The organism is Chthoniobacter sp. (assembly GCF_040003245.1).
Lineage (GTDB): Bacteria > Verrucomicrobiota > Verrucomicrobiia > Chthoniobacterales > Chthoniobacteraceae > Chthoniobacter.
On the sequence record NZ_JBDUCX010000189.1, the window covers coordinates 1 to 13,508 of the forward strand.

At 58.7% G+C, this 13,508-nt stretch carries 16 protein-coding genes; 10 read left to right on the forward strand and 6 right to left on the reverse strand.

What is annotated here, in order from left to right; translation table 11 throughout:
- Positions 1 to 160: 160 nt before the first annotated feature.
- The 3 genes from ABJF10_RS22185 to ABJF10_RS22195 all read right to left on the reverse strand — a co-directional run bounded on the left by ABJF10_RS22185 (position 161) and on the right by ABJF10_RS22195 (position 2,540).
- Positions 161 to 913, reverse strand: a complete 753-nt coding sequence (locus ABJF10_RS22185; RefSeq protein WP_348546798.1) for a hypothetical protein — start codon at positions 911 to 913, stop codon at positions 161 to 163.
- A 380-nt stretch (positions 914 to 1,293) separates the two neighbouring features.
- A complete protein-coding gene (locus ABJF10_RS22190) occupies positions 1,294 to 2,289 on the reverse strand; it encodes a hypothetical protein (RefSeq protein ID WP_348546799.1) in 996 nt (331 codons plus the stop codon).
- A 74-nt stretch (positions 2,290 to 2,363) separates the two neighbouring features.
- Positions 2,364 to 2,540 (reverse strand): hypothetical protein, encoded by a 177-nt coding sequence (locus tag ABJF10_RS22195; RefSeq protein ID WP_348546800.1) that lies wholly within the window; start codon positions 2,538 to 2,540, stop codon positions 2,364 to 2,366.
- A gap of 113 nt (positions 2,541 to 2,653) precedes the next feature.
- On the opposite strand from ABJF10_RS22195, the gene ABJF10_RS22200 reads away from it, so the two are divergent.
- Positions 2,654 to 3,568 carry an IS1 family transposase gene (locus ABJF10_RS22200; RefSeq protein WP_348546801.1) on the forward strand — a complete coding sequence of 305 codons (915 nt, stop codon included), beginning with the start codon at positions 2,654 to 2,656 and terminating at the stop codon, positions 3,566 to 3,568.
- A gap of 153 nt (positions 3,569 to 3,721) precedes the next feature.
- On the opposite strand, the gene ABJF10_RS22205 is transcribed toward ABJF10_RS22200, so the two are convergent.
- The 3 genes from ABJF10_RS22205 to ABJF10_RS22215 form a co-directional block, all read right to left on the reverse strand.
- Entirely contained in the window at positions 3,722 to 4,081 is a 360-nt protein-coding gene (locus ABJF10_RS22205) for an SLBB domain-containing protein (protein ID WP_348546802.1), read from the reverse strand.
- 256 nt (positions 4,082 to 4,337) lie between these two features.
- Positions 4,338 to 4,961, reverse strand: a complete 624-nt coding sequence (locus ABJF10_RS22210) for a DNA-3-methyladenine glycosylase (protein WP_348546813.1) — start codon at positions 4,959 to 4,961, stop codon at positions 4,338 to 4,340.
- 28 nt (positions 4,962 to 4,989) lie between these two features.
- Positions 4,990 to 5,745, reverse strand: a complete 756-nt coding sequence (locus ABJF10_RS22215; RefSeq protein ID WP_348546803.1) for a Nif3-like dinuclear metal center hexameric protein — start codon at positions 5,743 to 5,745, stop codon at positions 4,990 to 4,992.
- Positions 5,746 to 5,841: 96 nt separating this feature from the next.
- Here ABJF10_RS22215 and ABJF10_RS22220 point away from each other — a divergent pair, with 96 nt between their 5' ends.
- From ABJF10_RS22220 to ABJF10_RS22260, 9 genes are all read left to right on the forward strand, one after another.
- The gene (locus ABJF10_RS22220) at positions 5,842 to 6,228 is read left to right on the forward strand and encodes a hypothetical protein (protein WP_348546804.1); all 387 of its coding nucleotides are present in this window, start codon (positions 5,842 to 5,844) and stop codon (positions 6,226 to 6,228) included.
- A 213-nt stretch (positions 6,229 to 6,441) separates the two neighbouring features.
- A complete protein-coding gene (gene ychF, locus ABJF10_RS22225) occupies positions 6,442 to 7,611 on the forward strand; it encodes a redox-regulated ATPase YchF (protein WP_348546805.1) in 1,170 nt (389 codons plus the stop codon).
- A gap of 72 nt (positions 7,612 to 7,683) precedes the next feature.
- Positions 7,684 to 7,902, forward strand: coding sequence for a type II toxin-antitoxin system HicB family antitoxin (locus ABJF10_RS22230; protein ID WP_348546806.1), 219 nt, complete (start codon positions 7,684 to 7,686; stop codon positions 7,900 to 7,902).
- Entirely contained in the window at positions 7,899 to 8,093 is a 195-nt protein-coding gene (locus ABJF10_RS22235) for a type II toxin-antitoxin system HicA family toxin (RefSeq protein WP_348546807.1), read from the forward strand. The genes ABJF10_RS22230 and ABJF10_RS22235 overlap by 4 nt, the downstream gene beginning before the upstream one ends.
- A 325-nt stretch (positions 8,094 to 8,418) precedes the next feature.
- The gene (locus ABJF10_RS22240) at positions 8,419 to 9,030 is read left to right on the forward strand and encodes a hypothetical protein (protein ID WP_348546808.1); all 612 of its coding nucleotides are present in this window, start codon (positions 8,419 to 8,421) and stop codon (positions 9,028 to 9,030) included.
- Between the two features lie 75 nt (positions 9,031 to 9,105).
- Entirely contained in the window at positions 9,106 to 9,579 is a 474-nt protein-coding gene (locus ABJF10_RS22245; protein ID WP_348546809.1) for an EF-hand domain-containing protein, read from the forward strand.
- Positions 9,580 to 9,657: 78 nt separating this feature from the next.
- A complete protein-coding gene (locus ABJF10_RS22250; protein WP_348546810.1) occupies positions 9,658 to 11,247 on the forward strand; it encodes a trypsin-like peptidase domain-containing protein in 1,590 nt (529 codons plus the stop codon).
- A complete protein-coding gene (locus ABJF10_RS22255; protein WP_348546811.1) occupies positions 11,247 to 12,725 on the forward strand; it encodes a PDZ domain-containing protein in 1,479 nt (492 codons plus the stop codon). Before ABJF10_RS22250 ends, ABJF10_RS22255 begins: the two co-directional genes overlap by 1 nt.
- 18 nt (positions 12,726 to 12,743) lie before the next feature.
- Complete coding sequence (locus ABJF10_RS22260) at positions 12,744 to 13,412, forward strand: HAD family phosphatase (protein WP_348546812.1); 669 nt, start codon at positions 12,744 to 12,746, stop codon at positions 13,410 to 13,412.
- Positions 13,413 to 13,508 lie beyond the last annotated feature (96 nt).

Sequence of the window (13,508 nt, forward strand, 5' to 3'; positions counted from 1 at the left end):
ACATCGCGCGGCGCTGCCGACGCGAGAATTTCAAAGCGTGAAATATCCGGGTTAGACCAACACCTCTATATTGGTATTGGGCTGGATGCGTTATACTGGCTATAGTCAGCCTAATGCTTTTGGCGTCCGAGCCGCGTGCTGAAGGCCGGGGAAGCGCGTCCTATTTTTTAGGCACAAGGATCAGCACAAGTTCGTCTCCGCTTTTCAAGCCAGCCCATCTGGATATTCCGAACATCTGGGCAGTCTCATACGCTGCTTTAACTCCGATAGAATTTAACGCTGATACAAGCGAATCGGCGTGGGCAGGTTTATGGTCAGGTTCAAATACTACGATGAGAGATTCAGAAATGTTCGGAAAGGTAACTCCACTTGCGCCCGAGGAGGTAATGTTATATCCGGCCTCTTTTAATAAGTTAGTCAGCACATCCCGGAAATTGCGAGCTTCTCCATCCACTTCGGGTTGTAACGACACTGTTCCCTTGGGCAAATCTTTGGTAAACGCAATGAAATCTGAAATCTGTTTGTTTGTAAGGGCTCTTGGGGATTGCTTCTCTTTAATCTTCTCTAATTCGATGTTGGACTTCGATAATTCCAACTTTGTTTTTACATTCTCTTGTTCCAGACCTTCAGCCCGTTCGTTGGCTTTGGAGGCACTCTCACCCGCCGCCGCCGCAACGGATTTTAGCTGCTCGGCCTCCATCGCTGCCTGCCGATCCTTTTCGATGTCAATTTGCCTCTGGATTGTTCGCAGCCTCCGATTGTTCAGCCAACTTGTTACGCCAAGCCAAGTCTCACCCGCGATTCCCAGCAAAACAACAAGGCCGAACACTAAAAGCCTTGTATCAATTTCCGCCAACATCGCCTCAACCGATTCCTTCTTATCGACAAGCAATTTTAGTGCTTCTGGCGTCATAGAGGGAGACGAGGTATTTGCAATTTTCGTTGTCTTGATTGGCCTTGTTGGGTTGATCGTTCCAATAGGGGCTCTGTTGCGAATTTTGGAGAGGCGAAAAAATAGGCGAAAACCGTCACCTTGCGAAGAAACGAACAATCACCTAAGATGAACCCTGATGGCAACACGAAAACCACCGAAGCGCAGCACGCGCAAACGCAAATCTCCCACAGAGGAGGGTGTGGCGTCGGCAAACCGCACGTTTGCCGCCATCTTGGAGCGTGCCGATCCGGCTGCAAAGCCGAAGCGCAAGCCCTAGTCGGCAGCGGGCAGCAGCACCTTGCGCGCACGCTTGGCGCTGAGGCATCCGTCTTTTGCGGCATCCTCGGTCATCGACCGCCTCACTGCGGTTTAATGGGACATGAAATCGGCGAAGCATCGATTTCTTTCGGAAATGTAAAATCACGCGTGATGAAGCTATTTATCCGAAGCAGGCATGAGCCCTCGAAAATCAACCCGCGCCCCTTTAGCCCAACGATGCTGATCCGTATGCTGGTCAGGTTTTCATTTAGATCCTTAACTAGAATCCGATCATTATCGAGCGGATTGACTGACCGGAGTTTCAGTTGCTTCTGGCTTCCGTCTACCATGTTCAACACTGGGGGATTGCGGACCAACGCTGAATACGAGTTATTGATAGGCCAGTCAAAAGACATTTTGAATTGGCGCGAATTGGGTTCGTCGGCTGTTACCGGAGGAACAAATCCATAAACACTCATCGCCACCGCCTTAAAGTCGGAGCACCCCAATGCCCCTATCGGGCCAGTTTTACCAATTAACTGAATGCCAGCGCCAACATGCTTAAAATTCGCATCCATAAGCTTGTCATCAAAGGAACCCTGAACCGTTAAAAATATGTCTGCATGTAAAGATGTGACCGGAAGATTGTTTGGGTCGATACGCGCCAATTCTAGCTTGGCGAGCGCGGCGTCTTTTTCCAATCCGGCCGCGCGCTCCTTCACCAAGGCGGTTTCTCTATTTGCCTGGGCTGCCGATTCATTCGCTTTCGCTACATCGTTCTGCAAAACAGCAGTTTCGTGGTTCAACCGAACAATCTCATGTTCGCTGGCCTCTGTTCTTTTATCCGAAAATTTCTCGCGGGCCTTGTCCGCCCAGAACAAGCACGCAGTTCCAATAATCGCAAGTAGCGAACTGAGAACTGCCACAACTGCGCTTACTATCAATCCGATATATGACCATACATACATCTTGTTGGCGGCAAATTCGGATAATTCAGGAATCATAAATGCCTTTTTCCCGGCCTCCATATTGGTATTGCTTTTTTGTGCCTTGCTAGCATTGGTTCTGGGGGCTGCTTCCATAGCGATTGTCGTCACGGTAGGCAGGCGACGGCTTCGCGAACTGCGCGAAGCCGAACTAAGCAGAAAATAATGATTTTTGGCAATCCGAATCAGTCAGCGGCAGAAAGCAATGCCTTGCGCGCCCATTTCGAGGGCGATTCGCCGGCCTTTCCCGCAGCCTCTTTGACCTTGTCTCGCTCGTGTTTTGAGAGTCGCACCGAGAAGACTTTTTTGCCTTCGTCTTTAGGGAGTTTCGGACGGCCCATTTTCTTTTTCTTTTGTGTCATACAAATAGTTATTGACGAATCCTGCTTTCCGTAATACATAAAGTCAAATGAAAACGCTTTCTGTCCCACAACGCGCGGCAATTCTCCGGTGCCTGATCGAAGGTAATTCGATCTTGGCTACTACGCGTATCACGGGATCGGCCAAGCAAACGGTAGTGGATTTCCTCGAAAAAGCGGGCGAGGCGTGCGCGGCATTCCAAGACAAGACGCTCGTGAATCTTCCGTGCAGGGTGCTGCAACTCGATGAAATCTGGAGCTTCGTGGGCTGCAAAGAGAAGTCGAAGAAGACCGCCAAGGGCAAGCACGCGGGCGACATTTGGACGTGGACCGCGATTGACGCGGAAACCAAGCTCATCCCGTCATGGCGGGTAGGCGACCGCAGCGCGCGGACGGCAATGGATTTCTGCAACGATCTGGCTGACCGCATGAACGAAAACGGCGAGGTTCAAATCACCACGGACGGCCACACGGCCTACAGGATGGCCGTGGGTAACGCCTTTGATCTAGGCCGGACGCATTACGCGCAACTCATCAAGATTTACGGCAAGGACGAGAACGGCATGGACATCGTGACCGGCATCAAGCGCGAGCCGGTCTTTGGGAAGCCCGATCTGGAGCTTTGCAGCACGTCCTACGTGGAACGGTCAAACCTGACCCTGCGCATGGGCAACCGGCGCTTCACGCGCCTCACCAACGGCTTTTCCAAGAAAGTCGCGAATCATTGCCATCATCTGGCGATTCACCACATGAACTACAATTTCTGCCGGAAGCATTCGACAATCAAGACGACGCCCGCAGTGGCGGCAGGGATGGCCGACCATCGCTGGACGTTGGAGGAAGTCGTGGAGATGATCGACCGTCACCACGCCGACATTATGAATGCCCGCTTTGAAGCCGCGTTTGACGCGAAGTTCACGCCAGAGCGGACAGCGCCAAAGACCTACGCGCCAGTTGCGCCAAAACTGCCTTGGTATCTGCAAGGCTTCCCAAATTCGGACGAAAAGGGAGGAACCTCTGAAAAACCATAATCCATCTAGCCCAATACCTCTATATTTTATATGACATATAGAAATTTTGAGAATTTCACGTTCTAAGGATTTGGACTCCCGCACATCGACGATGAGCGGATTGCAAGCTCGGCGAGGATGATCGCCCGAGAAGAAGGGAGTAGATGCCAACCCTTACTGCAGGTTGGCGATTGTCCCGACATAGACGACGTCCCTTGCCTTGAGCAGCGGATCGTCAGCCGCCGGATGGTCTGCCAAAACGTGGCGTGTGTCGGTCTTCAAAATCAGTACGCCCTCCCGAATTAAGTAGATCCGCGTTGCTCCAAAATCACTCATTCCCCCGGTCATCCCAATTGCTGCAGCCAACGTCAATTTCGGCGTATACGCCACCAGTTGCGGCTCGCGGACTTCACCCAGCACGTAGACGAAGGTAGCGAGTGCTACGGCGTGCGGTTCGCCCATAGCCATCGGGGTTAACGCCAAGGACGCCAGCATCCCAAGCACCAAGAGCAACCGTGGGAGTCGTTGTTTCATCATTTTGAGAAGGGGCCATCGGAAGTGGGGTGGATCGGCTTATGATCACTTCATTCAAGCATACACGAAATTAAAGCGAACCCGAAGCAATGTCGACTTTAGATGACATATATTGTATTATGTTAATAATATCCGCATGGGATTGAGGGGTTTGTGGGGCTGTGAATAACTTGTGCGGAAGTTTGGGGGCCTCCTCCCCGGCGTTGAGGCGGACCGAGTTATTCACCGGGCCGATTCGAAAAACTCGAGAAGCGCGTCAGCAGATTCTCGCGCTGGGCGTGGGCCTGGCGCTGACGAAAGGATTTTCGGCGGCGAGGAAGCGCCAGGGAAAATGGGCGGACTTGCTGATGCCGATGCGGATATCACTGAGCCGGCGGATCGATGGATGGGCGGGCCCGTGGAAGGCCATCGACGGGTTCAGGCAGAGATCGATGCCGTGATGCTGGCCCCCGATTCCCATGGCGATGGTGAGTTTCCCGGGGCCGGAACAGACGGCTTCGGGTGGTTTGGGACGCGTGGCGGCGTCGGTTTTGGGAAAGCGGCGGCGGCGCATGGCTGGTAGGCCACGGGTCGGCTGCAAGGCGCGGATGAGGACAAAGCCGTCTTCCGGGCCGCCTTTGACGAGGACATTGAAGAGCCAGTACATGCCGTAATTGAAGTAGACGTAGGCAGTGCCGGCCTGGTGCTGGGCAACGAAGAGGCGGGTCGAGGGGCGCGAAAAGGTATGCGAGGCTTCGTCGCCGGTGGCGGTGTAGGCCTCGGTTTCGACGATGAGGCCGGTGCAGGAGTTCCAGACGAGCTCGCAGCCGACGAGTTCACGGGCGCACGTGATGGGATCGCGCTGGAAAAACGTGCGGGGGAGGATTTTAGTGTTCAGTATTCAGTGCTCAGTGCTTAGTTTTCGAGATTCACAGGCCGGTCGGATGATCGATGAACTCCCAAGGCACCTTGAAGCGGCGGGAAACGTAGGCGGCGAGGGCTTTGACGCCGAAAGTCTCGGTGGCGTAGTGGCCGCCGTAGAAAAGATTCACGCCTAGTTCCTCGGCGAGGATGTAGGAATGCTGTGGACCTTCGCCGGTGATGAAAGTGTCCACACCCTCGGCCGCCGCTACGGCGACTTCGGCCCCGGCACCACCGGTGACGACGCCGATGCGCGCGGTTTTCGCCGGGCCGCCGGGGCTGAGGTGCGGCTTCCGGCCAAGGATTTTCTCGAGGTGGCGTGCGAGCTCGTCGCGGGTCAGCGCGGCCTTGGTCTGAAAGCCGATGAACTGGCCTTTCTCGTGGAAGAACGGCGTGCATTGGTTGAAGCCGAGGGCGCGGCAAAGCAGCGCGTTGTTGCCGAGTTGCGGGTGCAGATCGAGCGGCAGATGCGAGCTGTAGATGGCGAGATTGCCATCGAGGGCGGTCTTGATCCGGCGCCGCATGGGGCCGGTGATGGGCTGTACGCCGGACCAGAAAAGACCGTGGTGGACGAGGAGCAGTTGGATCCCCTTTTCTACCGCCTTTTCGATCGTCGCGGTGCAGGCATCGACGGCGGCGCCGACTTTGGTCACCGTGCCCGAATTTTCGACCTGGAGACCATTCCAGGCGCCAGGGAAATCCGTGACCTCGGCATGACGCAAATGACGGTCGAGATGAGAGACGATGGCGGCGAGTTTGTGCATAAGCAGAACTATTTCTATTGCTGAGTGGCGTGCCTTCGTCTAATTTAGACACAGGGAAAAGGCAGGGCAATTTTCAACCAACCTGACGAAATTAACATGCCAACGATCGAAGCCAATCCTCCTCTCACCACGGCGCACTGCCCTCTCTGCGATGCGCCGCTCGACCCCCAACATCCGGAAGCCTGCACGAAATGTGATTGGGTCGCCCCGGGCCACCCCGAGCATCATGCCGGCGGAAGCCTGCGCGACCGCATCGCGGTGTGCCTGAGTGTCGTGCCGGGCCTGGGACATATCTACAAGGGTCACAACCTGACCGGTGCGCTCTACATGCTCGGCGCCGTTTTCGCCATTTTGGCCGCCGGTGTGGCGGGCACGTTCACGGCGGGTTTCGGCGTTTTCCTGCTGCCGCTCTATTGGATCGGCGTCATGCTGCAGGTCTACTGGCTGGAAGACCGCGGGATCCCGCCGAAGAAGCAAGCCTAAGCGGGTGCGCGACGTCGGTTGAGGTGAGCGTTTTGGAGGAGAACTCCGAACGTCCGACGTCGAACTCTGAATGTGGGTGAAGTCGACTTCGTCGGATCGAAGTTCGACGTTGGGCGTTCGACGTTCTCTGGTCGTCTCCACGATGAGGGCGCACTTTCGCGCTGGATTTTTCGTGCGGCCTCGCCGTGGGCGCTGTAGTTACCACACCCCTTTATGTTATCCGCAGGCATCGTCGGTCTTCCAAACGTTGGCAAATCCACCCTCTTCAACGCCGTCACCAAGACGCAGAAAGCGCAGGCGGCCAATTATCCTTTCTGCACCATCGACCCGAATGTCGGCGTCGTCACCGTGCCCGATCCGCGGTTGCAGGCGCTGAGCAATCTTTCGCATTCCAAGAAGCTGGTGCCGGCCGCGATTGAGTTCGTGGATATCGCGGGCCTGGTGAAAGGCGCCAGCGCGGGTGAAGGGCTCGGCAACCAGTTCCTGAGCCACATTCGCGAGGTCAATGCCATCGTCCAGGTGGTGCGTTGTTTTGAGGACGCGGATATTCATCACGTCTCGGGCACGGTCGATCCGGTGCGCGATATCGAGGTCATCAATACGGAACTGATTCTCGCGGACCTGGCCTCGGTGCAGAAACGTTCCGATCGCCAGACGAAAGCGGCGCGCGGCGGTGACAAGGCGGCGAAGGCGGAGGTCGCGGTATGTGAGAAACTCATCCCGCATCTCGATGCCGGCAAGCCGGCCACGACGCTCGCGCTGAGCGACGACGAGACCAAGATCATGCGCGACTTTTTCCTGCTCTCCGGCAAGCCGACGATCTTCGCGTGCAACGTGGCCGAGGCCGACCTGGCCAATGTCGTGGCAATTGTCGAGGCGGCGCGGGACAACGAAGGCGTGGCGCCGAGCGAAAATGTCGAAGTCACCCCGGCGGCGCGTTACGTGCAGGCCGTGCAGGATTACGCCCGTTCCCATTTCGGCACCGAGGCGGTGGTGATCAGCGCGCAGATCGAGAGCGAGCTGGCGACGCTGGCCGCGGAGGAAGCGGCGGAATATCTGGCCGGCATCGGCGTGCCGAGCAGCGGCGTCGATTCGCTCATCCGCGGCGTGTATCACTTGCTGGGCCTGCGCACTTATCTCACCACGGGCGAACAGGAGACGCGCGCCTGGACGATCCGCGCCGGCGACAAGGCGCCGGCGGCGGCTGGCGTCATCCACAGCGATTTCGAGCGCGGCTTCATCGCCGCGGAAACCGTGCACTTCGACGACCTGATCGGACTCGGCTCCTTTGCCAAGGCCCGCGAGGCCGGCAAGCTCCGCATCGAGGGCAAGGAGTACGTCGTCAAAGACGGCGACGTGGTGGAGTTTCGCTTCAACGTGTGAGTTGAAAGAAACGGTAAAGCCGCAAACGAACGCGGTATTGCGGGAACCCTGCTCATCCGTTAATATCCGCGCATGCGTAACCTAACCGCGCTCCTGCACACTGGTGAGCCTGACGAAGGTGGTTTTTGGGCGACTTGCCTGGAAGTGCCGGGCGCCAACGGCCAAGGCGAAACAAAAGAAGAATGCCTTCGCGATCTTGCGGCGGCCGTGAAACTGGTCCTTGAGGTCAACGAGGAAGAAGCGTTGCGCGATGATCCCAAGGCGATCAAGACCACGCTGGCAGTAGCGTGAAACGGCGTGAGTTGGTCCGGCATTTGGAATCGGGCGGCTGCCGACTGTTGCGCGAAGGTGCCAGTCATTCAATTTATACGAATCCCCTAAATGGCGTGCGCGAAGCAATTCCCAGGCATCAGGAAATAAAGCGGCATCTTGCTCGTAGCATCTGTCGTCGTTTGGGTGTGGAAGTACCGAAAGGAGCGTGATGGAAGACCCTTCCGTCCCTCAGCCAGGAGCAGAGACAACCGAGGCATCTGCTGACAGAAGCGCGGACTCCGTCTGCCCCGTTTGCGGTGGCCCGCTGATCTCGGAGAAGTGCAAGGTGGTGTGTCGCAGTGAGCGGTGCCGGTACCGCATCGTGTTCAATTGCGCGGAGTTTTAGCCGGCGGAAAAGTGGCGCAATCTCTGGCGGACCGGTGGAGGAACATCTGGCCCAGCTAGGGACATTTTACCGGCAACTATACACAGTTGCCCCACTGGAGGTGGCTTCGGCGGTGCTTATTATAAAAGCTACAATAACCAACTCCGCTTATGAAAACTCTCCATCTCCTTCTTCCCGTCCTCACCTTCTCCCTCGCCGCTTCGCTGCACGCCGAATCGGTGGCTTTCCAAGGCAAGGTTGCCCCTGAGGCCGGCCAGGTCTCAAAATCCCTGTTTTGGGTGGCAGACACCCGGAAGATGGATGCCTTCCTGGCTGCTTTCCAACCAGCCGACCTGCGCGATGGCGCTTACGCCGGTGAAATTCTCCCGGACACCCGCGTTGCCTGGCGCGACTATGCCGGGGAGGCGACGTTCCTTGCCGGTCGAGGCCAGCAGGCTGAGGCCGCGGCGAAGCTCGCGCAGATGCTGAAACTGGCGGCCGTATATCGCGCGTTCGGCGGGTTGCAAAATGTGGTGCAGGGCGAAGAGATTCGCCATCTCGCGGGGTTGACCGCCGAGAAACTCGGCAAAGCCGTGACCGCACTGATCAAATCTCCCTACCTGGAAAAGGATGCCAGCGATAGTCTCGTGGCGATCGAAGCCCAGGTGGGTGATGAGAAAAGTGGGGTGACATCCTCTTTCTGGCGCCATCTCGAAATGGGTGCCGTGGAAACGCACTATCGCCTGACCGGCGACGGCGTGGCACTGGCCGCGGTGCAGTAGTTGGTGGGTTGGGGCAAGTGTTGAGAAGAGCGAAATTTCTGTGCAACCTCGGCTGGCGACGGTGTTGTGGAGATGATGAATCGACTCCTTCTCTCCGCGTTTTGCGCCGTGACGACGCTCTCCCTTTTCGTTCCCGATGCGCAGGCCGAGAACCCGGGTACCGGCACGCGACGCCGGGCCACTGGCACACCCGAGGAGCATGTGCGCCAGATTATCTCCAAATACGACAAGGACGGCGACCACGCGCTGAATGCGACGGAGCTCGCGGCCTTTTTCGAAGTCATTCGCCAGCGCGTGACAGAGCATCGCACCGAGCCGGCCGGCAACGTCACTCCCGGCACCGGCGCCACCGGCAAATCCGGCCGCCCAGCACTGGGCAGTCCGCAGGATCATGCCGCCAAGGCGATCGAGAAATTCGACAAGAATGGGGATGGCAAGCTGGACGCGGGTGAATTGGTCGCGCTGCTGACTACCATCCGCGAAAAGGCCGGGCAACATCGCAGCCAGAAGCCGGGGCCCGCTGCGCCCGCGACACCAGTCAGCGCGTAACTGGAAATCTTCGGGCCACGGCTTTGCGCACGCCGCACGTGGATGGCCTTTTCCAAGACTGGATCGATATCTTCGCGTTTGCCCGCCTCATCCGATTGGCAGGGGCCGGATGACCACCCGCCAGCGTGCCTCACCGTGGGCGACAATCCTATTTACAAGCCACACACCCGCATCCATCTTCCCCGCCTCATGATCCTCCGCCTCTGGCCCGTCGCACTCGCCCTGGGCCTCCTCGTTTCCCCTCTCCGCGCGCAGCCCAATGAGATCCGCAAAAGCGTGGCGCGCATCAACAACACCATGCAGGACGCCAATTACCGCGTGCCCTGGCTCCCTGGTTCGCTCGGCGGCGGCAGCGGCACCGGCTGGGTGGTCAGTGCGGATCGCATCGTGACCAACGCGCACGTGGTGAGCAATGCACGTTTCCTCACCGTCGAGAAAGAGAACGACCCGAAGAAGTACATCGCCACGGTGGAGCACATCGCCCACGACTGCGATCTCGCCATCCTGAAAGTCGAGGACCCTGCTTTCTTCAAGAACACCATTCCCCTCGCCCTCGGCGGGATTCCGGAGCTGGAATCCACCGTCTCCGTCTTCGGTTATCCGATCGGCGGCGAGCGCCTGAGCGTGACCCAAGGCATCGTTTCGCGCGTCGATTTCCGCACCTATACGCATTCCGTGCTCGATTCGCATCTCACCATCCAGATCGATGCCGCGATCAATCCGGGCAACAGCGGTGGCCCCGTCATGCAGCAGGGCAAAGTCGTGGGGGTCGCCTTCCAGGGATTCTCCGGCGATGTGGCGCAGAATGTCGGCTACATGATCCCGACGCCGGTGATCCGGCATTTCCTCAAGGACATCGAGGACGGCCACTACGACCGCTACATGGATCTCTCGATCGGCGTCGCCAATACGCTCAATCCCGCCATGCGCAAAGGGCTGGGACTCACCGATGACGACCGCGGCGTGATGGTCAGCAGCGTGCAAAGCGCCGGAGTCTGCGCGGGCAAGCTCGAGGTCGGCGATGTGCTCATGTCGATCGAAGGACACGAGATCGCCAGCGACGGCATGGTGGAACTCGATGGCGAGCGCGTGCTGATGAGTGAAGTGGCGGAGCGGAAATTCCTCGGCGACGAGGTCAAGATGAGCATCCTGCGCGACAAGAAGCCGCTCGATGTGACGATCAAGTTCGATCGCGCGTGGCCCTACCTCATGCAGGCCAATACCTACGACACGCCCCCGCCCTACGTGCTTTTCGGCGGCCTGCTCTTCCAGCCCCTGTCGCGCAATCTGCTCGGCGCCTACCAGTTCACCAGCGACCGGGTGAATTACTTCTACGACAATTTCGTAACGAAAGAGATCTACAAGGAACACCCGGAGATCATCGTCCTGAGCGCCATCCTGCCCGACCCGATCAATACCTATCTCGCGGATTTCCGCGAAGGGATCGTCGATGAAATCGACAACCACAAGATCCGCACGCTCAAGGACGCCGCGGATGCCCTGGCGGAAAAGCCGGAGTTTTACGTCATCAAGTTCGTCGGCATCGCCCGCCCGCTGGTGCTGGAACGCAGCGCCGTCGAGGCCGCGAAAGAGCGCATCCGCAAACGCTACAACGTGCTCGCCGACCAGAACATCCCCGCCACCGAATTCTCTTCCGCCTCCCGATAATGCGCCGCCTCGCCCTTCTCCTTGCCTGTCTCCTGCTCACCGCTGCTCGCGATCTGCGGGCCGCTGAAGTGAAGCCCGATGCGCCCTCCTCCGTGGTGCGCGTGAATGTGACCAACCAGCCGTGGGATTTCGCCCGCCCATGGGGCAAGCGCCCGCCCTTTTCGCGCCGCGCCATCGGCACGATCCTCTCGGAGAATCGCGTCCTCGTCACCGCCGAACTGGTGGCCAATGCGAACTACGTGGAATTGGAATCCGCCGAGGGCGGACAAAAAGTGCCGGCGACCGTCGAGGTCGTGGACTACGAGGCAAATCTCGCCCTGCTCAAAACCGAGGACACCGCCTTTCTCAAGGCCTACCAGCCGCTTGAGCTCACCCATGCCGGCATCGGCGATTTGCTTTCCGTGTGGCAACTCGAGAGCACCGGCACCCTGCTCGTGACCAAAGGCTCCATGACCACGGCGGAGGTCACGCGCTACCCCATCGATGATTCTCCGCTGCTCGTCTATCGCATGACGACGCCGCTCCAGTTCCGCGACAGCAGCTTCACGCTGCCCGTGGTGAAGGACGGCAAGCTCGCCGGCCTGATCATGCGCTACGACAACACTACGAACAATGCCGAGATCCTGCCCGCGCCGGTCATCGAGCACTTTCTGCAGGATGCGAAAAAGGCGCCCTACGAAGGCTTCGCCCGCGTCGGCATCGTGTCGTCCCCTACCCGCGACCCGCAATTTCGCGCCTATCTCGGTTTGAACGGCAGCGTGACCGGTGGCGTTTACGTCTCCGACGTCCTGCGCGACGGCCCAGCCGCGAAAGCCGGCCTGTTGCAGGGTGACGTGCTGTTGCAAGTGGACGGCCAGCCGGTGGACCAGGACGGCAATTACAAGGACCCGGAATACGGCAAGCTCGCGCTCTCGCATCTCTTCTCGACCAAGCACTTCGCCGGCGACGTGGTGAAGTGTACTGTCTTCCGCAAGGGCGGGAAGAAGGACCTGGACGTGACGCTCCAGCATCGGCCGGTCGAGAGTTATGTCATCGAGCCCTACGTGCTCGACCGCGCGCCGAAATTTTACGTGCTCGGCGGGCTGGTGCTCGAGGAGCTTTCGCGGCAATACCTCAAGGAGTACGGGGCCGACTGGCAGAAGAAAGCGCCGGAGCAGTTCGTCTATTTCGACCGCCAGCAAAACGAACTCTTCAAGGACGGCCCGAAGAAGATCGTCTTCCTCAATCGCGTCCTGCCTTCGAACATGACGGTGGGCTACGAGGAGTTGAATCATCTCATCGTGACGAGGATTAATGGCGTGGCCATTCAATCGCTGGCCGATGTGCCCACCGCCCTGGCCCAAGCCAGCAACGGCCTGCACAAGATCGAGTTCGACGGGGAACCGCGGCTCATTTACCTCGATGCCGCCCAAGTCGCCGCCGAGCAAGGCGCCTTCCAGCAAAAGTACCGCCTCCCCGCGTTGCAACGCCTGGATTGAACCGGAGGGATTTGCGCTTTGAGCGATTCGTCTGCCAAGTGGGCTGCCCTTTTTGATTGGGACGGCGTCATCATCGATTCCTCGTCGCATCACGAGGAGAGTTGGGAGCGTCTCGCCCGCGAGATCGACCGGCCGCTCCCCGAGGGACATTTCCAGAAGAGCTTCGGTCGTAAGAATGAGGCCATCATTCCGGACATCCTCGCCTGGACGACCGAGCCGGCCGAGATCCGCCGGCTCTCCCTGCGCAAGGAAGCGCTCTATCGCGAAGTGGTCGCGGAACGGGGAGTCGAAGCCTTGCCCGGGGTTCGTACCTGGCTGGAGCGCCTCCGTGCGGCGGGCATTCCCTGTGCCATCGGATCATCCACCCATCGCGAGAATATCGCGCTCTCGCTGGGCCTCATCGGCCTCGGCGAATTCTTCGCCGCCGCCGTCACCAGCGAGGATGTGAAGCAAGGCAAGCCCCACCCGGAAGTCTTCCTCACCGCCGCTGCCCGTCTCGGCGCCGAACCCACCCGCTGCGTGGTCTTCGAGGATGCCCACGTCGGCATCGCCGCCGCCCGCGCCGGCGGAATGAAAGTCGTCGGCGTAGCCACGACGCACCCGGCGGAGGAACTCACCGCCGCCGATATCGTCGTCCGGCGCCTCGACGAGTTGCAAGTCGCGCAATTGGCAGCGTGGTTTGCGTAAGGAGCGGAGCGAAAAAGGGCCGTCATCCTGAGCTTGCTAAGGACCACTGAATTCGCTCAGGCATCAAACGCATCGCATATGCTGCGAGCGTACCTT